18 protein-coding genes are annotated in these 24,077 nt (G+C 66.8%); 4 read left to right on the top strand and 14 right to left on the bottom strand.

Translation table 11 applies throughout. The features are described 5' to 3' along the window. The first annotated feature begins 7 nt into the window (after positions 1–7). The gene (locus tag GAA2_RS09485; RefSeq protein WP_159405637.1) at positions 8–628 is read left to right on the top strand and encodes a TetR/AcrR family transcriptional regulator; all 621 of its coding nucleotides are present in this window, start codon (positions 8–10) and stop codon (positions 626–628) included. Here GAA2_RS09485 and GAA2_RS09480 read toward each other — a convergent pair. From GAA2_RS09480 to GAA2_RS09460, 5 genes are all read right to left on the bottom strand, one after another. Continuing rightward, positions 602–1,276: a TetR/AcrR family transcriptional regulator gene (locus GAA2_RS09480; RefSeq protein ID WP_024497900.1), complete on the bottom strand. Its 675-nt coding sequence runs from the start codon at positions 1,274–1,276 to the stop codon at positions 602–604. The two genes, GAA2_RS09485 and GAA2_RS09480, sit on opposite strands and share 27 nt — an antisense overlap. Before the next feature lie 95 nt (positions 1,277–1,371). After that, positions 1,372–2,517 carry an acyl-CoA dehydrogenase family protein gene (locus GAA2_RS09475; protein WP_159405636.1) on the bottom strand — a complete coding sequence of 382 codons (1,146 nt, stop codon included), beginning with the start codon at positions 2,515–2,517 and terminating at the stop codon, positions 1,372–1,374. A gap of 22 nt (positions 2,518–2,539) precedes the next feature. Further along, positions 2,540–4,216, bottom strand: a complete 1,677-nt coding sequence (locus GAA2_RS09470) for a class I adenylate-forming enzyme family protein (protein WP_159405635.1) — start codon at positions 4,214–4,216, stop codon at positions 2,540–2,542. Between the two features lie 47 nt (positions 4,217–4,263). Further along, positions 4,264–5,013, bottom strand: a complete 750-nt coding sequence (locus GAA2_RS09465; protein WP_159405634.1) for an SDR family NAD(P)-dependent oxidoreductase — start codon at positions 5,011–5,013, stop codon at positions 4,264–4,266. A gap of 21 nt (positions 5,014–5,034) precedes the next feature. After that, positions 5,035–5,829, bottom strand: a complete 795-nt coding sequence (locus GAA2_RS09460) for an enoyl-CoA hydratase-related protein (RefSeq protein WP_024497896.1) — start codon at positions 5,827–5,829, stop codon at positions 5,035–5,037. A 232-nt stretch (positions 5,830–6,061) separates the two neighbouring features. Here GAA2_RS09460 and GAA2_RS09455 point away from each other — a divergent pair, with 232 nt between their 5' ends. After that, entirely contained in the window at positions 6,062–7,471 is a 1,410-nt protein-coding gene (locus GAA2_RS09455; protein WP_159405633.1) for an ethanolamine ammonia-lyase subunit EutB, read from the top strand. Next, a complete protein-coding gene (eutC, locus tag GAA2_RS09450) occupies positions 7,468–8,277 on the top strand; it encodes an ethanolamine ammonia-lyase subunit EutC (protein WP_159405632.1) in 810 nt (269 codons plus the stop codon). The genes GAA2_RS09455 and eutC overlap by 4 nt, the downstream gene beginning before the upstream one ends. A 21-nt stretch (positions 8,278–8,298) precedes the next feature. On the opposite strand, the gene GAA2_RS09445 is transcribed toward eutC, so the two are convergent. The 9 genes from GAA2_RS09445 to gltB form a co-directional block, all read right to left on the bottom strand. Further along, on the bottom strand, positions 8,299–8,634 hold the full coding sequence (locus GAA2_RS09445; RefSeq protein ID WP_159405631.1) for an SHOCT domain-containing protein: 336 nt from the start codon (positions 8,632–8,634) through the stop codon (positions 8,299–8,301). Positions 8,635–8,674: 40 nt separating this feature from the next. Further along, entirely contained in the window at positions 8,675–9,124 is a 450-nt protein-coding gene (locus GAA2_RS09440) for a DUF6325 family protein (RefSeq protein WP_159405630.1), read from the bottom strand. Beyond that, on the bottom strand, positions 9,124–10,959 hold the full coding sequence (locus GAA2_RS09435) for an AMP-dependent synthetase/ligase (protein WP_159405629.1): 1,836 nt from the start codon (positions 10,957–10,959) through the stop codon (positions 9,124–9,126). The genes GAA2_RS09440 and GAA2_RS09435 overlap by 1 nt, the downstream gene beginning before the upstream one ends. Positions 10,960–11,068: 109 nt before the next feature. Next, positions 11,069–13,048, bottom strand: coding sequence for an ABC transporter ATP-binding protein/permease (locus tag GAA2_RS09430; protein ID WP_159405628.1), 1,980 nt, complete (start codon positions 13,046–13,048; stop codon positions 11,069–11,071). A gap of 189 nt (positions 13,049–13,237) precedes the next feature. Next, entirely contained in the window at positions 13,238–13,702 is a 465-nt protein-coding gene (locus GAA2_RS09425) for a hypothetical protein (RefSeq protein ID WP_159405627.1), read from the bottom strand. 11 nt (positions 13,703–13,713) lie between these two features. Next, on the bottom strand, positions 13,714–14,592 hold the full coding sequence (locus tag GAA2_RS09420; protein WP_006437818.1) for an acyl-CoA thioesterase: 879 nt from the start codon (positions 14,590–14,592) through the stop codon (positions 13,714–13,716). A gap of 52 nt (positions 14,593–14,644) precedes the next feature. After that, complete coding sequence (gene pyk / locus GAA2_RS09415; protein ID WP_006437817.1) at positions 14,645–16,069, bottom strand: pyruvate kinase; 1,425 nt, start codon at positions 16,067–16,069, stop codon at positions 14,645–14,647. A gap of 193 nt (positions 16,070–16,262) precedes the next feature. Beyond that, positions 16,263–17,768 (bottom strand): glutamate synthase subunit beta, encoded by a 1,506-nt coding sequence (locus tag GAA2_RS09410; RefSeq protein WP_159405626.1) that lies wholly within the window; start codon positions 17,766–17,768, stop codon positions 16,263–16,265. Next, positions 17,761–22,332: a glutamate synthase large subunit gene (gene gltB / locus GAA2_RS09405; protein WP_191834913.1), complete on the bottom strand. Its 4,572-nt coding sequence runs from the start codon at positions 22,330–22,332 to the stop codon at positions 17,761–17,763. The genes GAA2_RS09410 and gltB overlap by 8 nt, the downstream gene beginning before the upstream one ends. Positions 22,333–22,873: 541 nt before the next feature. On the opposite strand from gltB, the gene GAA2_RS09400 reads away from it, so the two are divergent. Further along, positions 22,874–24,061 (top strand): IS30 family transposase, encoded by a 1,188-nt coding sequence (locus tag GAA2_RS09400; RefSeq protein WP_375295661.1) that lies wholly within the window; start codon positions 22,874–22,876, stop codon positions 24,059–24,061. Positions 24,062–24,077: the final 16 nt, after the last annotated feature.

Here is a 24,077-nt window from a genome sequence, read left to right as displayed (position 1 = left end):
CTCTAGAATGGCCAGGGTGAAGACCGACGAACGCATCGTGGTGGCGATGGCCGAGCTCCTCCGCAGGCAGGGCTATGCGGCGACCGGGATCAAACAGGTCGTCGAGACGGCCGACGCCCCCATCGGATCGATCTATCACCACTTCGGCGGTGGTAAGCGCGACGTCGCGGCCGCCGCTCTCCGGCAATCGGGCGCCGCCTACGGCGAGTTGATCGGCTTGCTACTCGCGCCGTACGACGACCCCGCGGAGGGAATCGAGGCGGCGTTCGTCGCCGCGGCGGACACCATCGAGCAGGGTGGCTGGCTGAACATGTGCCCCGTCGGGACCGTCGCCGGCGAGGTCGCCGATGCCGAACCCGCCCTCCGAGAGGTCGCCGACGAGGTCATGTCCGCGTGGATCGACGCCGGCACCGCACTCTTCGCCGCGCGCGGACTGACCGACGCGGATGCCCGCTCGCTGATGTACGCGGTGGTCTCGGCACTCGAGGGCGCGTTCATCGTCGCCCGGACCCAGCGCTCCACCGATCCGATCCTCGCCGCGGGTCGCGCGATGGGCAGCTATGCGCGGGCACTCACCCCCCCGGTACGGGCAGGGGCGACCTCAGAGCCGGGCGAGATAGGTCGGTAGGGCGTCCTCGACGACGAGGGACTGCAAGGCGAACCGAAGCTGGGCCGACACGTACCGGTCCAGGTCGTACCCGGGCGCGAAATGCCAGTGCTTGAGCGCCCATCCATGGGCGAGCATCATCAGGTCGAAGACCACGAGGTCGGCGTCGACGTCGACGATGAGTCCGGCTGCCGTCCCGGCGGTGACCGCCGCCCGCATCGGTGCGGAGGTCTCGACCTCGAGTTCCTTGATCCGCTCCCGTCCAGCGGCGTCGAGCGTCCGGCTCTCCCGATACGTCAGCACGACGGCGTCACGGTTCTCGTCGACGATGGTCGCGTACTGACGGAAACCCGCGATCAACTGCTCGACGGGATCGTCACCGGCGCGGTCCATGGCGGGCTGGAGCTGATCGCGGAAGGCCTCCAGGATGTCGACGATCGCGGCCAGTAGGATCTCTTCCTTGCCACCGAAGTACTTGTAGAACAGGCCGACGCTGACCTGGGCCTCCTCGGCGAGTGCCTGCATCGACATCTGGTGAAAACCGGTGCGTTGCATGACCTTCACGGCGGCGTCGAGCAGCTGCCGGCGGCGGGTGGAGACACGCACCGCGCGCACCGCTTCCTCGACGGCCAGGTCGGCCGACGACCTCGCCGTCGCAGATTTCGCCATCCCACTAACTTCCTTCTGATCCAATCGTGCCTGTGTTCATCGAGACCGGCCCACGACCGCCTCGACGAATCAGCGCTGGAGTCACTGTACAAGTCCTACAGCCCGAGGTCCTTGGCGACGATCGTCTTCATGATCTCGGTGGTGCCGCCGTAGATGGTCTGGATGCGGGCGTCGACGAACGCCCGCGACACCGGATACTCACGCATGTAGCCGTAGCCGCCGTGCAGTTGCAGGCACCGGTCGGCGGTGCGCACCTGCAGCTCGGTGGCCCACCATTTGAGTTTCGCGGCGCGGGCCGGCGTCAACCGACCGGCGATGTGTTCGGCGATGCAGTCGTCGAGGAACGTGCGGGCGATGTCGAGTTCGGTCGCCAGTTCGGCGGCGACGAACTGCGTGTTCTGGAACGACGAGATCGGCGACCCGAATGCCGTGCGCTCCTGCACGTACTCCAGGGTGCGCGCAAAGGTGCCCTCGGCAGCCGCAACAGCACCGATGGCCAGTGACAACCGCTCCTGCGGGAGGTTGCGGACGAGCTGATAGAAGCCTTCGCCCTCCCCGCCGAGACGGTTGGCCGCGGGGACGCGCATGTCCTCGAAGGACAGCTCACCGGTGTCCTGCGCGTGCAGTCCGATCTTGTCGAGTCGGCGGCCCCGGACGAACCCGGGCGTGTCCGCTTCGACGACGAGAAGCGTGAGCCCCCTGTGCTTCTCGGGCCCCGTCCGGGTGGCGACGACGAAGAGGTCACCGTTGCGACCGTTGGAGATGAAGGTCTTCGCGCCGTTGACCACGTAGTGGTCGCCGTCGCGGACCGCCGAGGTGCGGATACCGGTCAGGTCGCTGCCCGCACCGGGTTCGGTCATCGCGATACCCAGCACGGTGTCGCCGCCGACGACCCCCGGCAGCCAGCGAGCCTTCTGCTCGTCGGTCGTCAGCTCCGTGAGGTACGGCAGTACGACATCGTTCTGCAACGAGAAGGCGATGGCCTCGGCGGCGGCACCGGTGCGCGCCACCTCGTCGATCAGGATGGCGTTGTACCGGAAGTCGTCGACGCCGGGACCACCGAACCGTTCGGGCACGGGGAAGCCCAGGAGTCCGTTCTTGCCCGCCTCGACGAAGAGGTCGCGATCCCATTGCCCGGCGTTCTCCCAGTCGGTGTGCACGGGGGTGATCTGTTCGGCCACAAAGCGTCTGACCGTCTCGCGAAAGTGCTTGTGTTCGAGGTCGTGCGTGAGTGAGGACATCGATTCTTCCGTTCGGGGTGAGTCAGCCGTGGACGCGGTCGGGGGCCGGTGCGCGGAACGCGCCGTCGGCCATCTCGCGCGCGGCGGACTCGGTGGCTTTGTAGTGCAACTTCTTCCCGGTCGCCGAGACGGGGAGCGACTCGACGATGCGATACGCGCGAGGACGTTTGAAGCTCGACAGCATCGGGTGCGAGCGACAGTAGGCGTCGAGGTCCTCCGGCGTCGGGGCCGCCCCGTCGGCGGGCACGACGTAGGCGACGACGAGACTTCCCCACCGTTCGTCCGGGACACCGACCACGAGCGAGTCGACCACGCCCGGATGGCCGTTCAGTGCTTCCTCGACCTGAACCGGGTGGACGTTCTCGCCGCCGGACAGCAGCATGTCGTCCTTACGACCGACGATGGTGACGAACTCATCGGCGTCCCAGGTGGCCAGATCACCGATATGCAGCCAGCTGCCGTTGTACTTGGCCTTCTCCTGCCGGGGGGAGTCGTAGTAGGCGGCCGCGCATTTCGGCGACCGGATGATGACCTCACCGACTTCCGCACCATCGTGTGCGACGACCTCGTCCGGGCTCGCCAGATGCCCGTCGTCGTGAACCCGGACCACGCGGACGTCGTCGTCGATGCACGCACGTCCGGCGGTTCCGGCGTGCTCGGGGAGATCGTCGGGTCGCAGAAAGGTGTTCCAGAATCCCTCGGTGCTGCCGTAGCCGTTGAAGATCCGCGGGGTGAGCACCTGCTGGTAACGCAGTGCCGCCTCGCGTTCGAGCGGGGCCCCCATTGTGACGATGCCGCGCAGACTGGAGAGATCGCGCGGGTTCGCCGACTGCGCGCCGGCAAGCATCGCCAGGTTGGTCGGCGCACCGATGAGAAAGGTCAATCGATATCTCTCCACCCAGTCGAGGGTCAGCTCGGGATCGAAGGTGCGCATCGGGACGACCGTGGAACCCAGGTAGAACGACGGATTGGGACCGGCGCAGTAGAGTCCGCCGCGATGGAACCACGGCGTCATGTTCAGTGTCCGGTCGTCCGGGGACAGCGGGAAGTGCATGATCACGTCGTGCGCCGAGAAGATCTCGATGGCCGAGTTCATCGGCACCGCCTTGGGCATGCCGGTCGTCCCCGAGGTGTACAACCGGGTGGTCTCGTCGAAGACACCGCGCGAGACCGCCGGTGGCACAGCGCCGGCCACCGGCAGATCGTCGAAGCGGATCGACCCGGCGACGAGGTCGCCCTCACCCACACCGACCAGCAGCCGCGGGGTGTGGTCGGCGAGGCCGATGGCCTCGTCGACCGTGGCGCTGAGACTGGTGTCGTAGACGTAGACCTTCGGCCGGCTGATGTCGAGGATGACGGCCGTCTCCCCCGCCGCGAGCCGGAAGTTCACCGGGGATCCGACCGCTCCGGCCGCCTGGGTCGCCAGGTAGAGCTGCGCGAACTCCGGGCCGTTCAGCAACTGATAGCCCACCACGGCGCCGTCGGTCACCCCGCGATCGGCGAGACCGGCCGCGAGTTCGTCCACTGCCGAACCGAGTTCGGCGTATGTCCACTGCCGTTCGGCGAGGGGGTCGATCATCGCCACCTCGCCGCCGTAGCGGGCGACGTTGCGGCGGAAACCGTTCAGATAGGTGAACTCGTGCTCGAAGAAACTGCGGTACGCGTGCGCGTCATACACGTAACTCGTGTCGGGGGTCATGTCGGTTCCCTCCAGGGCTCATCTCGATCCGGGTGGATGGCGGCCGGTCAACCGGCCATGGTGAGACCGCCGCTGACGCTGATCACCTGACCGGTGATGAACGACGCCGCGGGCGAGGCGAAGAACAGGACCGGTGCGGCGACCTCGTCGGGACGTGCGAGTCGCCGGAACGGGATCGCCTTCACCAGAGCTTCTTTCAGCTTCTCGGGTTGCGCCTGGAACAGCGGGGTGTCAGTGGGTCCAGGGCAGACCGCGTTGACGGTGATCTGATACCGGGCCATCTCCCGCGCAAGCGACTTCGAGAGGGCGATGACGCCGCCCTTCGCGCCGGCGTAGATCGTCTCACCCGCCGAACCGACCCGCCCGGCGTCGGAGGCCAGGTTGATCACGCGGCCACCCCGCCAGCCGTCGGACTTCGACGCCTCCACCATGCCGGGCAGAAACGCACTGGCCATGTGGACCGGACCGAGGTAGTTGATGGCCACCACCTTCTCGGCGAATTCGGTGGTGGCGTTCAGGAACTGATCGGTGCGGTCCCAGCCGGCGGCGTTGACGAGGATGTCGGGGACACCCACCTCCGCCTGTACGGCGTCGCGCAGTTCGTCGACCTTGGCACGGTCGGCCACGTCGACGGCCATCGGCACGATGGAACCCGCCTCCTCGGCGGTGCGCTTGGCGGCATCGAGATCGAGATCGGCGGCGACCACGGTGGTCCCCTCGGCCGCGAAGCCCAAGGCGATCGCCTTCCCGATGCCTGATCCGGCGCCCGTCACGACGGCGATACTGTTGGAGCTCATTGGTTTCGGTGTCCTTCCGAATCAGATGGCGGCGAACTTGTTGAATTCGGGCATGCGCTTCTCGGCGAAGGCCCGCGCACCCTCGGCACCTTCTTCGGTGTGGTGGGTGAACAGGTCCAGGGCGCTCATCGCGAGATTGGACAGACCGGCCTGGTGGTCGGTGTCGGCGTTGAAGCTCTGCTTGAGGAAGCGCAGTGTGGTGGGCGACTTCTCGGCGATCTCGGCGGCGATCTTCTTCGCCTCGTCGAGCAGATCGGCCGCCGGGACGACCCAGTTCACCAGTCCCCACCGTTCGGCGGTCTCGGCGTCGTACTGGCGGCACAGGTACCAGATCTCGCGGGCACGTTTCTCCCCCACGACGCGGGCCAGGAACGCCGAACCGAATCCGGCGTCGAAGGACCCGACCTTGGGCCCGGACTGACCGAAGCGTGCCGTGTCGGCTGCGATGGTGAGGTCGCACAGCACGTGCAGGACGTGTCCGCCGCCGATGGCGAGTCCGTTGACCGCGGCGATGACCGGCTTCGGGATGTCGCGAATGGTCTTGTGCAGGTTGCCGATCTCGAACATGCCGCTCTCGCTGGGCCCGTAATCGCCGGTCTCCGCACGCTGTTTCACGTCACCACCGGTGCAGAACGCCTTCTCCCCGGCTCCGGTCAGGATCACCGTCTGGACTCCGTTGTCGGCCCAGGCACGACGGAAGGCGTTGATCATCTCCTCGACCGTCTTGGCCCGGAAGGCGTTGTACCGATGCGGCCGGTTCATCGTGATGATCGCGGTGGGGCCCTCGACCGTGTAGTCGATGTCTTCGTAATCCATCTTGATCTCCTTCTGCTGGGAATCGCCTCCAGGCACATCCATATGGGCGTGTCTGCAGTGGTCAGCGATGATTTCTTGCTCGAGCGGAGCCCCGCTGTGAACATCTATTGCGGTACGAGTGAACGTACATTCATTCATCTGGATGTGTCAAGGGTCACTCCGTTGCCGGCGTCAGTGCAGGTGGTTCGTTCGTCATGCGCGGCGGATCGGCCGAACCTAGACTTCGGGGACCATGAGATTCACCCAGACCATCTCCGGCACGTCCTATGAGTTCGACGGCCTCGTCGAACTCATGGCCAAGGCCACCCCGCGCCGCTCGGGTGACGAATTGGCCGGTTGCGCCGCCACGTCCGACGCCGAACGTGCCGCTGCGGCATGGCAATTGGCCGACGTTCCCCTGTCTTCTTTTCTCGAGGATCTCCTGGTCCCCTACGAGTCGGACGAGGTCACCCGACTCATCGTCGACACGCACGATCGCGCAGCCTTCACCGAGATCTCACACCTGACCGTCGGCGGGTTCCGCGACTGGCTGCTCGAGATCTCCACCCGCTCCGACGCGGCCGAACGCATCGCACGCATCTCCCCCGCCGTGACGCCGGAGATGGCGGCCGCCACGTCGAAGATCATGCGCAACCAGGACCTCATCCTGGTGGCATCGGCCATTCGGGTGACCTCGGCGTTCCGGACCACCATCGGACTCCCGGGCCGCATCGCCACCCGCCTGCAGCCCAACCATCCCACCGACGATCCGCGCGGGATCGCCGCAGCCACCCTCGATGGTCTGCTGATGGGCTGCGGCGACGCGGTGATCGGGATCAACCCGGCGTCGGACTCACCGCAGGCGACCACCGACCTGCTCCACATGCTCGACGAAATCCGTCAGCGCTTCGAGATCCCGATGCAGTCCTGCGTGCTCTCGCACGTCACCACCACGGTCGACCTGATCGGTCAGGGCGTCCCCGTGGACCTCGTGTTCCAGTCGATCGCCGGGACCGAAGGAGCCAATGCGGGATTCGGGGTGAATCTCTCGATCCTGCGTGAGGCCAACGAGGCCGGCCGGTCCCTGCACCGCGGCACGGTCGGCGACAACGTCATGTATCTGGAGACCGGACAGGGATCCGCGCTGTCGGCGGGCGCGCACCTCGGCACCGGTGGCAAAGCCGTCGACCAGCAGACCCTCGAGACGAGGGCCTACGCGGTGGCACGCGCCCTGGACCCGTTGCTGATCAACACCGTCGTCGGATTCATCGGCCCCGAATACCTCTTCGACGGCAAGCAGATCATCCGCGCGGGACTCGAAGACCACTTCTGCGGGAAGCTCCTCGGACTCCCGATGGGCGTCGACGTCTGCTACACCAACCATGCCGAGGCCGACCAGGACGACATGGACACCCTGCTCACGCTCCTCGGCGTCGCCGGAGCGGCCTTCGTCATCGCGGTGCCCGGCGCCGACGACGTCATGCTCGGCTACCAGAGCCTGGCCTTCCACGACGCGTTGTACGTGCGACAGGCACTCGGATTACGTCCCGCACCCGAATTCGAGGCGTGGCTCGCCCGACTCGGGATGTGCGACGCCGACGGCCGGATCCTGCCGGTCGATCCGGCGACCTCACCCCTCCTGCCGTTGGCGGCCGGCCGATGAGCACACCGGAGCAGTCACGGCCGGCGGAACTCGCCGGCGGCGACGACATCTGGGCGTCGATGCGTCGAACCACGCAGGCGCGCATCGGTCTGGGGCGTGCCGGTAACTCCCTGCCGTCACGTCGCGTCCTGGAGTTCCAGGCCGCACACGCAGCAGCACGCGATGCCGTCCACGAACCCCTCGACGCCGACGCCATCGCCGAGTCGCTCGCCGAACTCGGCCTCGGTCGTCCGGTCATCGTCACGAGCCGGGCCTCGGACCGCGGCGAGTATCTGCGCAGACCCGACCTCGGCCGGACACCCGAGGACCTGTCGGCGCTCACCGAATCCGCCACCGACATCGGCATCGTCATCGCGGATGGCCTGTCCCCGCACGCGGTCGCCGATCACGGACACGGTCTGGTGGCCGCACTCGTCGATGCCCTCGACCGCCGCTACACGATGGCGCCGCCGGTGATCGCCACGCAGGCGCGCGTCGCGCTCGGCGACCACATCGGCGAGGCCCTCGGCGTGACGACCCTCATCGTGATCATCGGTGAGCGACCGGGACTCTCGGTTGCCGACAGCCTCGGCATCTACCTGACCCATCTACCCCGGCCCGGACGCACCGATGCCGACCGCAACTGCATCTCCAACATCCACCCGCCGGACGGATTGCACTACGACGTCGCCGCGCGGATCACCGCGGCCCTCGTCGACGGCGCCCGGAGACTCGGCCGATCAGGGGTGGCCCTCAAGGACACCTCACGTCCGGGCGCACAGCAGAACATCGGCGACGCAGACGATCTCACCATCGAGACCTCGTGATCCCGCGATCGCTCCCCGCCCTCACATCCCGAGGATCTTCGCCTTCTGCGCGGCGAACTCCGCCTCCGTGAGGATGCCCTGCTGGTAGAGCGCACCGAGTTCCTTCAGCGCCGCAATAATGTCCATACCGGTCGACTGCGCGGGCGGTTGCGGTGGTTGCGGCGGTGGCGGTGATTCGGGATACGGCGTCGGGGCGTACTGCGGTTCGGGATATCGCTGCGCACTCGGGTCCTGCTGGGTGACAGTCCCCTGTTGCGCCCAGCGGCTCGCCTGACGCCGCGACACCCGATTGCTCACCGCGGTGGCGGTCCCGGAGATGACGGCCGTGCGGGCGACCCCGCGGATCAGACCTGACATGACACTGTTCCTCTCTGACCCGTCAGGGCTGTCGAGACGATCACGATCGCTCGATCGCGTCGAGCGATTCGAGGAGCGCGTCGACGGGAATCCGGCCAGATGCGACCACGCGCCCACCGTTGTTGCGCAACGCTGTGGCGAACGGAGCCGCCCACAGGTTCTCCCACACGAGAACCGCTGCACTGGAACCCGGTTCGATCGCAGTGGCCGCCTCGGCGATGTCGGTGTCATCGAGAATCGACGTCGCCGCTCCGTCGAAGATCGCGAACTCCACACCCAGTTCCCCGATCTCGACCAAGGCGACGGCTCCGTCGGCCCCCTTGGTCAGGAAGACGATGTCGATGAGACGCACGATCCCGCGGTCGATCAGGTCCATCAGGTAGGGCAACGCCTCACCGGTGGGTTCTCGCCCGGCCCATTCGACGACGACGTAGTCGACCGGACCCAGTTCACGATCAGGGGCCTGATCACGATCGGCGGCGGCGGTCATTACCGCAGATCCACTACGGCGTCACCCGGCTGCGGTTCGTACAGGGCACCGATCTCGGCCGCGTACTTCGTGGCGATCGGAGCGCGGCGCAGCTTCATCGTCGGTGTCAGTTCATCCCCGCCCGGATCCCACGTGACGGGGACGATGGTGAACCGCTTGACCTGCTCCACGCGGGACAGCCTTTTGTTGGCAGTACGAATGGCGGTCGAGACCTCGTCCACGACCTCGGGATGCACGGACAGTTCGGTGAGGTCGGCGTCGGGCAGATTCAGCTTCTCGGCGCGCGCCGCCACGACCTCCGGGTCGAGTACGACCAGCGCGGAGACATACGGCTTCGCATCGCCGATCGCGGCCACCTGACTGATCAACGACGACGCCGCCTTCATCGCGTTCTCGATATTGGTGGGCGACATGTTCTTTCCGGACTCGTTGATGATGAGTTCTTTCTTACGGTCGATGATGATGACGTTGCCGTCGTCGTCGATCTTCGCGATGTCACCGGTCGACAACCAACCGTCGGCGTCGATCGCCTCCGCCGTCTTCTCGGGTTGCCCACGGTATCCGCGCATCACCACGGGGCCGCGGACGAACAGCTCCCCGTCGTCGGCGAGTCTGACCTCCATGCCACGTATCGGTGGGCCGACGGTGCCGATCTTGAGGTTGTCGGGCGTGGTCATCGTCGACACACCGGTGGTCTCCGACATCCCCCACACCTCGAGAATCGGGATTCCCAAGCCCAGGAAGAACTTCAACACCTCTGGTGGGATCGCTGCGGCACCCGAGCCGGCGAACTTGATCTGGTCCAGTCCGAGCGCGGCACGCACCTTGTGCAGCACCAACCGGTCGGCGAGGCCACGCTGAGCCCTGGCGAGGACACCCAGCCCCTTGCCGTCGATCTGTGCCTGAACACCGGCTGCTCCCACGCCGAAGGCCCAACCGGCGAGCACTCTCTTCACCGGACTGGACTCCTCGGCGACCTTCGCCTCGACGCCGGCCCGGATCTTCTGCCACACCCGCGGGACCCCGAAGATGAACGTCGGATGCACTTCGGGCAACGCCGCGCCGATCTCGCGCGGGTCCGACACCGTGGTTAGCTGCATGCCGCGCATGATGTTCGCCGCATGCGACGACACCCGGTCGGCGATGTGCGCGGCCGGCAAGTAGGAGATCGAGCGGTCGTCGAACCCCACGTCGACCTTCTCCACCAGCGCGGCCATCTCCGCGACGATGTTGCGGTGGGTGATCTCGACGCCTTTCGGAGGTCCCGTGGTCCCGGACGTGTAGATCAGGGTCGCCAGATCTTCGGGTTCCACCGCCCGCCACGACGCGGTGAAATCGAACCCATCGGGCGGCGGTGTGCGTGCGACGTCGTCGAGCGAGATCGCGTCGGCGGCCACCCCATCGACGACGATGATGCGTTCGACGGCGGTGTTCGCCGATGTGATCACCGGCAGGAACTTCTGCTCGGTGATCACCACCGAGTTCTCGGCGTTGCCGAACAAGTACTCGATCTGGTCGGAGGAGCTCGTGTTGTAGATCGAGAACGGGACCGCACCCAGGTGCACTGCCGCGGTGTCGACCAAGTGGAACTCCGGCCGATTGGTCAGCATGAGACCGATGGTGTCGCCGTGCCCGATGCCGAGCGCCGCGAGTCCACCGGCGATGGCCTCGACCCCGCTGGCGTACTGCGCCCAGGTGATCTGCCGACCGCCGCCGGCGGTACGGATGGCCACTGCGTCCGGACGGACCGTGACCGTCTGCTGGAACGCAGCAGGCACCGTCGACACGTCGACGCCGGTCTCATGGGGAAAGGTGATCAGGTCTGGAGCGCTCATCTGGTCCTCCAATCGCCAGTGCGATGGCTGTGCTGCAGATCACACTAGCGAGGGTGACCGTGGCGAGGACCGGTTCACGCCAAACGGTGACCAGATCGAAAACTGCGGGTCAAGACTGTTTGTCTAGCGAAAGACTCGAGTCGACCGGCGACAACGTCCACGCCCCTCCACCGATCAGTTCCAGCACTTCGGTGTGGTGCTGGTCGGTGGTGCTCCGGTGGCTGACCGACACCAGGATCGTCTCCGGGAGCTCGGTCCGGATCAGTTGGTACAGCGCGTATTCGAGGCCCTCGTCGACCGCCGAGGTCGCCTCGTCCATGAACACCGCCTGCGGCTTCGTCAGCAGGATGCGAGCGAACGCGACGCGCTGCTGCTCGCCCGGCGAGAGCACTTTGGCCCAGTCCTCCTCATCGTGCAGACGGTCGACGAGATGCGGCAGGAACACCTTCTCCAGGGCCCGCCTGATGGTGTCGTCGCCGACGTCGTCGGGAAGCGCCGGATAGGCGACCGCGGTCCTCAGATCGCCCAGCGGGATGTAGGGCATCTGCGAGAGGAACAGGGTGTGGTCGCCCGGCGGGCGGGCGAACTCGCCGTCGATGAACGGCCACAGGCCGGCCAGTCCCCGCAGGAGAGTGGTCTTGCCCGAACCCGAACGGCCCTTGATGACCAGCGCGTCACCGGGATCGAGAGAGACGTTGAGTGCGCGGATCAGCTCATCGCCGCTCGGGGTGTTCACATCGATGTCGGCGAGACGCACTGCGCGTTCCCGATCCGTGGTCGTGATCTCGGGCATGGATCGCGACTTGACGTCGGCGTCGGCCAGCCCGTCGAGACGGATGATCGACGCGCGCAGACCGGTGAAGTCGTCATACGCGGTCCGGAAGAAGGAGAGTGCGTCGTGCATCTCGCCGAAGGCCGACGCCGTCTGCTGCATGTCGCCGAGCTTGATCTGGCCGTCGAAGAACCGCGGGATCTGCACCAGATACGGGAACACCACCGCGAGCTGGCTGACGCTGAAGTTCCAGCCGACGAAGGCCATCCGGACATGGACGATCTGCCAGTAGTTCCTGATGACGGCCGCGAACCGGGACATCAGTCCGGAGTGTTCGACCCGTTCTCCGCGATAGAACGCGATGTTCTCCGCACTGTCGCGGACCCGGACGAGCGCGTAGCGGAAATTCGCGGTGAGCCGCTCGTTCCAGAAGTTGAGACGGATGAGCGGTCGACCGATGGCGAACGCCACGACGCTCGTCACCAGCACGTACACGAAAACCAGCCACATCATCATCCGTGGGATCTCGACACCGAGGAGCGTCACCGGCCCCGACAGATCCCAGAGGATCTTCGAGAAGGACACGATCGAGGCGATCGCCGTGAGCACACCGTTGGTCGACGAACCGCCACCGCCCCAGAGCAACGACGATCCGACGGACGCGACGTTGGTGATGTCGGCCTGGATGCGCTGGTCGGGGTTGTCGACACCGGGATGGATGTCGGTCGGCCTGCTCGAGGGCTCCGGTGTGCGGCGGAACCACCTGCGCCGCATGAGTCCCGCACTGAGGTCGACGAAGCGATTGCGGTAGAAGGCGCGTCCGTTCATCCAGTCCGCCGATGCCCCGGCGGTCATCCAGCGGCGGAGGTTGATCTCGAATGCGGCCCCGACGTAGATCTCGATCATGGTGCGCACCACGTGGAGCGACGCGAGGATCGCGAACACCATCATGGAATGCCAGAACGCGTCCTTGCCGGCCTGAAGCAGGTCGGCACCCTGCGGACCGCCTGCCAATCCCTCGGCCGCGGTCTGCAGGCCGGTGAAGAGGTCATTGCTGAAGTACGAGAACAGCACCGTCACCCGCACACCCATCAGTGCGAGCAGGGTGAGCGCCGCGGCCAGCCCCCAGGCCCGCAGTCGCGTGCCGGGCTCGGTGAAGAATCCGCCGATGACGCGCCACAGCGGCCTGCCCCAACGACTGAAGCGGGCGAGCAGGAATCCGATGACGAGAATCGACGCCGCGGAGATCCCGAATGCGATGGCCAGCCACTTCAGGCTGGCCCACACCTCGTTGCCCCAGTCGATGCTGTACTCCACGCACACTCCCTTACCGTCGGACGTCGCAGCCGGGAACGCCGGGCGACATCGCGGCCCGTCTGCACGCGGAGCGTCGAAGATGCAGTCGACACAACGGGTCCGGGCCCAACAATGATCCGGCGCAGTTTAACCCGGCGTTCACCGGCTGTCCGGACAACTGCGGCCCATGTCGCGACGGGTCGGCGGAACTCAGGCGAGGGACCGGAGCACCGCACCCTGTTGGAGGGCGGACGTGGAGACCGGTTGGGAGAAACGATCGCCGACCCGGACGACGTAGCCGGCGTCGGTGAACGTCACGCCGTCGACCTCGAAGGTCAGTTGGCACCCCTCGTCCGCGCGCAGGAAGCGGTCGAGCGAGGTGACGGCGACCTCACCGCCGGCGGCGTCGTAGATCGCGACCTGCGCGCCGCGGACGATGCGTCCGCCGTCGGGCAGCGCCGCGACTTCCGTTGCGCAATCGGCGACGACGCCGCCCTTGGCCGTGAAGGTCGGGGTGGTCAGGAGTCCGACCAGCAGGGCGCCGATCGCAACGGCGGCGAACAGCACCATCGCAATCGTGGTCCCGACGATGACCGGTCGACGCGTCCTGCGCTGCCAGGTCCGGCGTGGGAGGGGCGGGCCGGGATCGAGCCACATCTCCTGGGCTGCAGTCATTTTCGAAGGAGTCACTTCTTGGGCGGGAAGTACTTGATCAACGCTTCCTGCACGACCGACGTCGCGAGGGTGCCGTCACGCATCCAGAATCGTCCCGACCCCATGCCGCGCGAACCCGTCGCCACCGGCGAACGCGTCGCGTACAGCAACCAGTCGTCGAAACGGAACTCGCGATGAAACCACATCGAGTGGTTCACGGTCGCCGCGAACAGCCGGTCGATGCCCCACGACAGTCCGTGAGTGGTGATGATGGAGTCGAGGACCGTGGTGTCGGAGGCGTAACACATTGCGGCGACGTGCATCACGGGGTCATCGGGCATCACGCCGTCGGCCTTCATCCACACCCGGTTGTCGGTGAGCTTGTGCCCGGCCTCCTTGGCCTTCCAGCTCGGATCATTCGCGAAGCGGATGTCGACCGGATGCAGGGCGTTCACGAAGGTGGCGATCCGGTCCTCGAATCCCTTGAAATGCTCTCCGAGAGTGGGCAATTCCTCCGGGTAGGGCACCTGCGGAATCTCCACCGCGTGCTCGAGTCCGGCGGCATTGTCCTGGAAGGCCACCAGCATCGTGAAGATCTCTTCGCCGTTCTGCTTGGCGGTGACCTGACGATTGGCGAAGGACTTGCCGTCGCGGAACCGGTCGACGTGGTACTCCATCGGTTTGGTGACGTCGCCGCCGCGGATGAAGTGTGCGTGTAACGCATGGATCGGCGGGTTGCCGCGCGTCAGGCTGCGGGATGCGGCCACCACTCCCTGCCCGAGGAGCTGCCCGCCGAAGGTGCGTGCGGTGACCTGCTCCGGGTGGTGTCCGATGAACACGTCCTCGTCGCGGCGTTCCACGTCGAGCAGTGCGAGCAGCTTGCCGAGATCCCCGGTCTGTTCCACGGTCATGGCCTTCACCCTAGTGACAGACCCGGGACCTCGGTGTCGGTGGTCGTGCTTGTCAGTGGTCCTGCTCGCCGATGCGGTGGACGTGGATGAGGTTGGTGGAGCCGACGGTGCCGGGCGGGGCGCCGGCCACGATGACCACCACGTCACCCTCGGACAGTCGGCCGATGCGCAGCAACTGATGGTCGACCTGGTCGATCATGTGGTCGGTGGTGTCGACGTTGTTGACGATGAACGTCTCCGTGCCCCAGCTCAGTGCGAGCTGACTCCGTACCTCCTGCGTCGGCGTGAAGGCCAGCAGCGGCAGCCGCGAATGCAGCCGGGCGAGGCGCCGGACGGTGTCGCCGGACTGGGTGAACGCGACGAGTGCCTTCACCTCGAGGCGTTCGCCGATGTCGCGGGCTGCGTACGAGATGACGCCGCGCTTGGTCCGGGGCACATGCGACAGCGGCGGCACGTCACGCGGACCGGACTCGACGGCCCGGCAGATGCGGTCCATCGTGCGGACGGTTTCGAGCGGGTACTTCCCCACCGAGGTCTCGCCGGAGAGCATCACCGCGTCCGCACCGTCGAGGACGGCGTTGGCCACGTCGGACGCCTCGGCGCGGGTGGGTCGCGAGTTCTCGATCATCGAGTCGAGCATCTGGGTCGCGACGATCACCGGCTTGGCGTTCTCACGGGCCATCTGGATGGCCCGCTTCTGCACGAGCGGCACCTGCTCGAGCGGCAGTTCGACGCCGAGGTCGCCGCGGGCGACCATGATGGCGTCGAAGGCCAGGACGATGGCCTCGAGGTTCTCGATGGCCTCCGGCTTCTCCAGCTTCGCGATGACCGGCACCCGGCGGCCCACCCGATCCATGACCTCGTGGACGAGTTCGATGTCGGACGGGCTGCGCACGAACGACAGCGCGATCATGTCGACACCGAGACCGAGTGCGAACTCGAGGTCCGCGATGTCCTTCTCGGACAACGCGGGCACCGAAACGCTCATACCCGGCAGCGACAGACCCTTGTTGTTGCTGACCGGACCGCCCTCGGTGACGGTGCAGACCACATCGTTGCCGTCGATCGACGAGACCGTCAGTCCGACCTTGCCGTCGTCGACGAGGAGCCGGTCGCCCGGGCTCGCATCCTCCGACAGCTGCTTGTAGGTGGTGGAGACGCGATCGTGGGTGCCCTCGACATCGTCGACGGTGATCCGGATCTCCTCACCCGTCTCCCAGACGGTCGCGCCGTCGCAGCCGTCGAAACGACCGAGCCGGATCTTGGGTCCCTGCAGGTCGGCGAGGATGCCGACGGCCTTCTCCGCCGCATCGGAGGCCTTGCGGACGCGCGCGTAGACGGCAGCATGGTCCTCGTGCTTGCCGTGGCTGAAGTTCATCCGGGCCACATCCATACCGCTGGCGACGAGTTCCTTGAGGCGTTCGTCGCTGGAAGTGGCCGGACCCATGGTGCAGACAATCTTGGTTCGCCGAGTCACACCAACACCTTAGTCCCGTCGGTGGAGCATCTCCACGCGCCGTCACAGACGTCATCCAGTGGTCACGTGGTGTTGTCGCTGGTGACGGTGCACTACCTTTCGGTACGGGTTTCGCGTCACACGCGCCGCCCGCGCGTGTTCTCCCCACCCGCCGTCTCGGTCGGCGACCGCGATGGTCCGTCGGCTCCGCTCGTCAGCGCACGGAGAGCGGCAGGGCCGCGGGCCGGACCGGAGAGGGTAGGTCGGATTCACCGACGAGGTACTCGTCCACCGCCCGCGCCGTCGACCGGCCCTCGGCAATCGCCCACACCACCAGCGATGCACCGCGATGCGCGTCCCCACACACGAAAACACCGGGAGCGTCTGTCTGCCAATCACTTCCGCACGAGATGGCGCCCCTCTTGTTGGGTTCGATCGCCAGTCCCGACAGCAGTTCGCCGCGCTCCACACCGGCGAAGCCGATCGCGAAAAGCGCCAGCTCACAGGGGATCTCGAACTCCTCCCCGACCGGTTTGATCTCGCGTCGACCGTCGGCGTCTCGTCGTACCTCGACCTCCGCGAGGACCATGGTGGTGACGTTGCCCTCCTCGTCGCCGAGGAAACGCTGGACGGCCACCTGGTACCTGCGTTCACCGCCCTCGGCGTGCGCACTGGAGGTCCGCATGACCAGCGGCCAGGTCGGCCACGGCGAGCGCGTGTCGTCGCGTTCGTCGGGGAGTTCGGGGTTGTAGTCGAGCTGGACCACCGAGGCCGCGCCCTGCCGGTGGGCGGTGCCCAGGCAGTCCGCGCCGGTGTCGCCGCCGCCGATGATGACGACGTGCTTGCCGGCCGCGGTGATCGGCGACGGGCCGTCGCCCTCGCACTCCCGGTTGGCGGGCACGAGATGTTCCATCGCCAGGTGGACCCCGTTGAGCTCGCGACCGGGCACCGGGTTGTCGCGGGCCTGCATCGCGCCGATGGCCAGGACGACGGCGTCATGTCGCGCCTGCAGGTCGCCGACGGACAGATCGGTGCCGACGTCGCAGCTGGTGACGAACTCCGTTCCCTCGGCGCGCATCTGGGCGATACGACGATCGATGTCGGACTTCTGCAGCTTGTACTCGGGGATGCCGTAGCGCAGCAATCCGCCGAGCCGGTCGTCGCGCTCGTAGACGGTCACGTCATGCCCGGCACGCGTGAGCTGTTGCGCCGCAGCGAGTCCGGCCGGACCGGAACCGACCACCCCCACCGACTTCCCGGTCTTGGACGCCGGCGGTTCGGGTCCGATGACGCCCTCCGCCCACGACTCGTAGGCGATGGTCTTCTCGATGCGTTTGATGGTGACGCTGCCGCCGGTCGCGGACTCGGAGATCGACAGGACACAGGCGGCCTCACACGGCGCCGGGCACACCATCCCGGTGAACTCGGGAAAGTTGTTGGTGGCGTGGAGCCGGCTGCTCGCCGCGTCCCAGCGGCCGCGTCGGACGAGGTCGTTCCACTCCGGGATCAGGTTGCCCAACGGGCAACCCGCGGAACCGGAGTGGCAGAACGGGATACCGCAGTCCATGCAGCGGCGCGCCTGAGTACTGACCTCCTCGAGCACCTTCAGAGGGTTGTCGGCGTGGACGTAGACATCGTCCCAGTCCTGGACGCGCTCGGCGACCGGACGGTACTTCGCTTCTTTCTTCGGGACTTCCAGGAACCCGCGCGGATCAGCCACGTGCCGCCTCCATGATCGCTGAATCGACGTCGCGTCCCTCGGCCTCGGCCATCCTGGCCGCGTCGAGCACGCGCTTGTAATCGGTGGGCATCACCTTCGTGAACGCCAGGCAGCGGCGGGGCCAGTCCGCCAGGATCGAGGCGCCCATCGCCGACCCCGTCAGGTCGGTGTGTCTGGCGACGGTCTCCTTGAGCCATGCCAGATCGTCGGGGTCCGGGCGCATGAGCTTGACCATCGCCATGTTCACCTTGGTCCGGTCGAGGTCGTGCACGTAGGCGATACCACCCGACATCCCCGCCGCCAGGTTGCGTCCCGTCGGTCCGAGGATCACCACGCGCCCGCCGGTCATGTACTCGCACGCGTGGTCACCGACACCCTCGACCACCGCGGTCGCACCCGAGTTGCGAACCGAGAAACGTTCGCCCACGCGGCCTCTCAGGTACACCTGACCCGAGGTCGCGCCGTAGAGGATGGTGTTGCCGGCGATGACCTGGTCCTCGGCCACGAACCACGAGTCGGGATGCGGGGCGACGACGATCTTGCCGCCGCACAGCCCCTTCCCGACGTAGTCGTTGGTGTCACCGGTGAGCTTGATCGTCACGCCGGGCGGCAGGAACGCGCCCAGCGACTGGCCGGCCGAACCCTCCAGCTTCACCACGATCGTGTCCTCGGCCAGGCCCTCGGCGCCATAGCGTCGCGTGACCTCGGCCCCGAGCAGGGTGCCCACGGTCCGGTTGACGTTGCGCACCGGCAGTTCGAGCGTGACCGGGTGGGCGTCCTCCAGCGCACCCTCGGCGAGCTGGATGAGCGTCTGGTCCAGTGCACGGTCGAGTGCGTGATACTGCTCCCGCACCCGACGGCTCGGACCCTTGTCCTCCACCTTGCGGAAGATCGGGGACAGATCGAGTCCTTTCGACTTCCAATGCGCGACCGCGGCGTCGGTGTGCAGACGCTGCGACTGCCCGATGGCCTCGTCGAGGGTCCGGTACCCCAGCTGCGCCAGATACTTCCGCACGTCCTCGGCGATGAAGCGGAAGAAGTTGACCAGGTGATCGACCTGGCCGGTGAACCGCGACCGCAGCTGCGGGTTCTGGGTGGCGACACCCACGGGGCACGTGTCGAGGTGACAGACGCGCATCATGATGCACCCGGCCACGATCAGTGGCGCGGTCGAGAAGCCGTACTCCTCGGCGCCGAGCAACGCCGCCATGATGACGTCTCGGCCGGTACGCAGTGCACCGTCACACTGGACGGTGATCCGGTCGCGAAGTCCGTTGAGCATCAACGTCTGCTGGGCGTCGGCGAGTCCGATCTCCCACGGGGTGCCGGCATGCTTGAGCGAGGTCAGCGGCGACGCACCGGTACCGCCGTCGTGTCCGGAGATCAGCACGACGTCGGCATGTGCTTTCGACACGCCCGTCGCGACCGTCCCCACGCCCACCGCGCTGACCAGCTTGACGTGGATGCGCGCTTCGGAGTTGGCGTTCTTCAGATCGTGGATCAGCTGGGCGAGGTCCTCGATCGAGTAGATGTCGTGGTGCGGCGGCGGCGAGATCAACGCGACACCCGGCGTCGAATGCCGCGTCTTGGCGATCCACGGGTACACCTTGTACGCCGGAAGCTGACCGCCCTCACCGGGTTTCGCACCCTGGGCCATCTTGATCTGGATGTCGGTCGCGTTGATCAGGTAGTCGCTGGTGACACCGAACCGCCCGGACGCGACCTGCTTGACGGCGCTGCGGCGTTCCGGGTCGTAGAGACGGTCGACGTCCTCGCCGCCCTCACCCGAGTTGGACCGGCCGCCGATCCTGTTCATCGCCATCGCGATGGTCTCGTGGGCCTCGGCAGAGATCGAGCCGTAGCTCATGGCACCGGTGTTGAAGCGCTTCAGGATCTCCTCGACCGGTTCCACCTCCTCGATCGGGATCGGTTCGCGCGCATCGAGATCGAATTCGAAGAGACCGCGGAGCGTGCCGCCTTCGCGGGACAGCCGGTCGACCTCGTCGGAGTACTTCTGGAAGATCTCGGCCCGCCCGGTCTTGGTGGCGTGCTGCAGCAGGAAGACGGTTTCCGGGGTGAACAGGTGCAGTTCGCCGTCCCGGCGGTACTGGTACTCGCCGCCGGAGTCGAGTCGGCGGTAGACCTGCTCGGTGGGATTCTCCGGGAAGGCGCGGTGATGACGTATGCGCACCTCCTCGGCCAGTTCGTCGAGTCCCACGCCCTCGATGCGCGACACCGTGCGGGTGAAGTATTCACGCACCACCTCCGACGACAGGCCCACGGCCTCGAAAGCCTGTGCGGCGGTGTAGGAGCTGATCGTGGAGATACCCATCTTGCTCATCACCTTCAGCACACCCTTGCCGAGCGCCTCGAGGTAGTTGCGGATCGCCTTCGACGGGGTGACGCCGGTCAGTTCACCCTCGGCGATGAGGTCCTCGATCGTCTCGAGCGCCAGGTACGGGTTGACCGCGGCCGCCCCGAAACCGATGAGCGTCGCGATGTGGTGGACCTCACGGGCGTCGCCGGATTCGACGACCAGTGCGACCCGGGTTCGCTCCTTGGTGCGCACCAGATGGTGGTGGACGGCCGAGGTGGCCAACAGCGACGGGATCGGCGCGTGGTCGGAGTCGGTGAGGCGATCCGAGATGACGAGCGTGGTGTGTCCCTCGGCGATCGCGTGGCTCGCCCGCTGACGCAGATCCTCCAGCGCGGCCGCGAGGCCGGCTCCGCCCTCGGCCACCTCGTACAGCGCACGGAGCAGCTTGGCCGACGACCCCGGATGATCGCCGTCGTCGTTGATGTGGACCAGCTTGGCGAGGTCGGCGTTGTCGAGGACCGGCCAGTGCAGCATGATCTGGCGGCACGACGCGGCGCTGGGATTCAGCAGGTTCTGCTCAGGACCCATCACGCGGCCCATCGAGGTGACGATCTCTTCGCGGATCGCGTCCAGCGGCGGGTTGGTGACCTGCGCGAACAGTTCGACGAAGTAGTCGTAGAGCAGCCGCGAGCGCTGTGACAGGACCGCGACCGGGGTGTCGGTGCCCATCGAGCCGAGCGGTTCGTACCCCGACGCCGCCATCGGCGTGAGCAGCACGCGCAGGTCCTCTTCGGTGTATCCGAAGGACAGCTGCCGGCGGACGACGGTGTCGTGGTTGGGCTGGAAGACCGGGCGTTCGGGCAGCGTGGCGATGTCCACGAGCCCGGCGTGCAACCACTCGTCGTATGCCTCGGCGTTCATCAGCTCGCCCTTGATCTCCTCGTCCGGGATGATCCGCCCCTGGGCCGTGTCGACGAGGAACATGCGGCCCGGCTCGAGGCGCCCCTTGCTGATGACATCGTCGACCGGGACGTCGAGGACACCCGCCTCGGAGGCGAGGATGATCCGGCCGTCGCGAGTCTGCCACCATCGGCCGGGGCGCAGGCCGTTGCGGTCGAGGACCGCGCCGACGACGGTGCCGTCGGTGAAGGTCACGCACGCCGGCCCGTCCCAGGCCTCCATCAGCGACGCGTTGAACTGCAGGAACGCGCGGCGCTTGGGATCCATGTCGGGGACGTTCTCCCACGCTTCCGGGACCATCATCATGACCGCGTGGGGCACGCTGCGACCGCCGAGATGCAACAGTTCGAGCACCTCGTCGAGCGAGGCCGAGTCCGAGGCCTCGGGAGTGCAGATCGGGAAGGCACGCTTGAGGTCGCCGGGGATGAGATCGGTCTCGAGCAGGGCCTCACGGGCGCGCATGCGGTTACGGTTGCCGCGCACCGTGTTGATCTCGCCGTTGTGCGCGACGAACCGGAACGGATGCGCGAGGGGCCACGACGGGAACGTGTTCGTCGAGAACCGCGAATGGACGATCGCGATGGCGCTCTGGCACCGGTCGTCGCGCAGATCCGCGTAGTACAGCGGCAACTGCATCGTGGTGAGCATGCCCTTGTAGACCATGGTGCGGCTCGACAGCGACGGGAAGTACAGGCCGGTACCCGCCTCCTCGACCTCCGGCGTTACCCGCTCGGCCTGCTTGCGGAACGGGTAGATGAAGCGGTCGAGGGCCACGCCGCCGATGCGTTCGTCACCCGGTTCGGGATCGACCGTGACGAAGATCTGCATCATGTACGGCATGCACGCGACGGCGGTCCCGCCGATGTCGGCGTGTTCGTGGTCGACGGGCACATCACGCCAGCCGAGGACCGTGATTCCTTCGTCGGCGGCGAGCGCCTCGACCCGCGCGATCGCCCGCTGTTGCAGGTCCGGGTCCATCGGCAGGAAGCACGTGCCCGCCGCGTAGGTGTGGGAGCCGTCGGCGGCCGGCGCGGGAAGCTCGAAGTCGGCGGTGGCACGCAGCAATTCGTCGGGCAGCTGGATCAGGATGCCGGCGCCGTCACCGCTGTTGGTCTCGGCTCCGGCGGCCCCGCGGTGCTCGAGGTTCTCCAGTGCCAGAAGACCGTCGGCGACGATCGAGTGCGAACGCCGGCCGTGGATGTCGGTGACCATCGCGACGCCACACGAGTCGACTTCGGCCTCCGGGTCGTACAGGCCCTGCTTGGCCGGGAGCGCGGAAAACAGCATCACTACCTCCACTCGATCCGGAAACGGATCGCTGCTGAGTGTCCACTGGGACAGCACTGGCCCGAGGAGTATTGCGCGGCGAGCGAGTGACCGTGCCGAGATCGGTACCGGGCTGATTCGAAACCGTCGCGACCCCGAGGGTCGTTTGCGAGGGTCATGGTGGTCGGTACCGGGCGGTCGGAGATCGCGCGTCGTGAGATTCGATCGTATCCGAACACCACGGGGCACGCCGGTGCTCGAGGCCTGTGATCCTCACGACCGGAATCCGCCCCGGGAAACCACCCTCGACAGGGGCGCCGACGAGAATATGTCGTTCCTGGGCTCAAGTGGTCACTGCAACACCTTGATGGAGGTGGCTGTGGCTGCAAGTGGTGTGCGTGTGAGTGATGGAGTGCGCGAGGGCTTCTTTGATGCGGTCGAGGCGGGTGCCTCGGTCGTGGCTGCGGCGAAGGCCGCTGGGGTGTCAGGGTGCACCGGGTATGCGTGGATGACTGCTAGCGGGCGGTCGCTGCCCTCGGCACGTCCGGGACGGCCTCAGGGAATGTGGCCGCAACAGGTTCACGAGGCTTTCTGGGCGGAGTTGGCGCGCGGAGTGAGTGTCGCGGCGGCCGCGCGTCACGCCGGCGTGTCGAAACGCACTGGCCAGGATTGGTTCACCAAAGCTGGTGGAGTGCATCCCCGAACACAGAATCCGCAGTTGGAAGCAGTGGTGAGCACCGGTCGCGGCCGGCTCAGTTTCCTGGACCGATGTCATATCGAGGAGCTTCTCGAGGCCCGCTACCGGCCTGCGCAGATCGCGGGGCTGTTGGGGCGGGCTCGATCGACGATCACCCGGGAGATCGCCCGCGGGCAGCTCGGCGGCCGCTACCGCGCCCGTCAGGGTGAGAAGGTCGCCGCCCGCCGTCGACGCCGACCCAAACAACCCAAACTGGTGGCGGGCAGCAGACTCTACGCTGAGGTGGTCCGACAGTTGCGCCAGTTCACCAGTCCCGAGCAGATCAGCGGACGCTTGCGCATCGAATTTCCTGACGATCCGGAGATGCGGGTGTCCCACGAAACGATCTACCTCGCCCTCTACGTCCAAGCCAAGGGCAGCTTGAAAGACGAGGTCAAGAAGGGATTACGCACCGGGCGACTGCGCCGCAAACCCCAGGGCCGCCAACCCCGGGGCGGTGGCTCGATCAAGGACGCGGTCTCGATCAGCGAACGCCCCGCCGAAGCCGCCGACCGCGCCATCCCCGGTCACTGGGAAGGCGATCTGATCCTCGGCGCGCACGGCACCTCAGCGATCGGCACGCTGGTCGAACGCAGCACCGGGTTCGTGATGCTGCTGCATCTGCCCGGTGATCACACCGCCGCCACGGTGGCCGCGGCCATGACCGAGGCCGTGCCCAAGATCCCAGAGATCCTGCGCCGGTCGTTGACCTGGGACCGCGGATCGGAGATGGCGCTGCACACTGCCATCACCGCCGCCACCGGACTGCCGATCTACTTCGCCGATCCCTACAGCCCATGGCAACGCGGCACCAACGAAAACACCAACGGACTACTACGCCAATACTTCCCGAAAGGCACCGACCTGTCATTCCACGGGCCAGGCATCCTCGACAACGTCGCCGCCGAACTCAACAACCGGCCCCGCAAACGCCACGGATTCCTCACACCCGCCGAAAAACTCGACGAACTCCTACACTCACACCCAACCGATCCTGTTGCAGCGACCGCCTGAATTCACCGTTGGCTGC

This window comes from Gordonia ajococcus (genome assembly GCF_012974285.1).
Lineage (GTDB): Bacteria > Actinomycetota > Actinomycetes > Mycobacteriales > Mycobacteriaceae > Gordonia > Gordonia amicalis.
This window is presented reverse-complemented; position numbering and strand designations above follow the sequence as displayed.

Excerpts from the sequence above, each read along its gene's own strand:
- GAA2_RS09455 (WP_159405633.1), top strand. The coding sequence starts at position 6,062 with ATGAGATTCACCCAGACCATCTCCGGCACGTCCTATGAGTTCGACGGC.
- GAA2_RS09420 (WP_006437818.1), bottom strand. The coding sequence starts at position 14,592 with ATGACCGTGGAACAGACCGGGGATCTCGGCAAGCTGCTCGCACTGCTC.
- GAA2_RS09425 (WP_159405627.1), bottom strand. The coding sequence starts at position 13,702 with ATGACTGCAGCCCAGGAGATGTGGCTCGATCCCGGCCCGCCCCTCCCA.
- GAA2_RS09480 (WP_024497900.1), bottom strand. The coding sequence starts at position 1,276 with ATGGCGAAATCTGCGACGGCGAGGTCGTCGGCCGACCTGGCCGTCGAG.
- GAA2_RS09435 (WP_159405629.1), bottom strand. The coding sequence starts at position 10,959 with ATGAGCGCTCCAGACCTGATCACCTTTCCCCATGAGACCGGCGTCGAC.
- GAA2_RS09460 (WP_024497896.1), bottom strand. The coding sequence starts at position 5,829 with ATGGATTACGAAGACATCGACTACACGGTCGAGGGCCCCACCGCGATC.
- GAA2_RS09445 (WP_159405631.1), bottom strand. The coding sequence starts at position 8,634 with ATGTCAGGTCTGATCCGCGGGGTCGCCCGCACGGCCGTCATCTCCGGG.
- GAA2_RS09470 (WP_159405635.1), bottom strand. The coding sequence starts at position 4,216 with ATGACCCCCGACACGAGTTACGTGTATGACGCGCACGCGTACCGCAGT.
- GAA2_RS09485 (WP_159405637.1), top strand. The coding sequence starts at position 8 with ATGGCCAGGGTGAAGACCGACGAACGCATCGTGGTGGCGATGGCCGAG.
- gltB (WP_191834913.1), bottom strand. The coding sequence starts at position 22,332 with ATGCTGTTTTCCGCGCTCCCGGCCAAGCAGGGCCTGTACGACCCGGAG.
- eutC (WP_159405632.1), top strand. The coding sequence starts at position 7,468 with ATGAGCACACCGGAGCAGTCACGGCCGGCGGAACTCGCCGGCGGCGAC.
- GAA2_RS09440 (WP_159405630.1), bottom strand. The coding sequence starts at position 9,124 with ATGACCGCCGCCGCCGATCGTGATCAGGCCCCTGATCGTGAACTGGGT.
- GAA2_RS09400 (WP_375295661.1), top strand. The coding sequence starts at position 22,874 with ATGTGGCCGCAACAGGTTCACGAGGCTTTCTGGGCGGAGTTGGCGCGC.
- GAA2_RS09465 (WP_159405634.1), bottom strand. The coding sequence starts at position 5,013 with ATGAGCTCCAACAGTATCGCCGTCGTGACGGGCGCCGGATCAGGCATC.
- GAA2_RS09475 (WP_159405636.1), bottom strand. The coding sequence starts at position 2,517 with ATGTCCTCACTCACGCACGACCTCGAACACAAGCACTTTCGCGAGACG.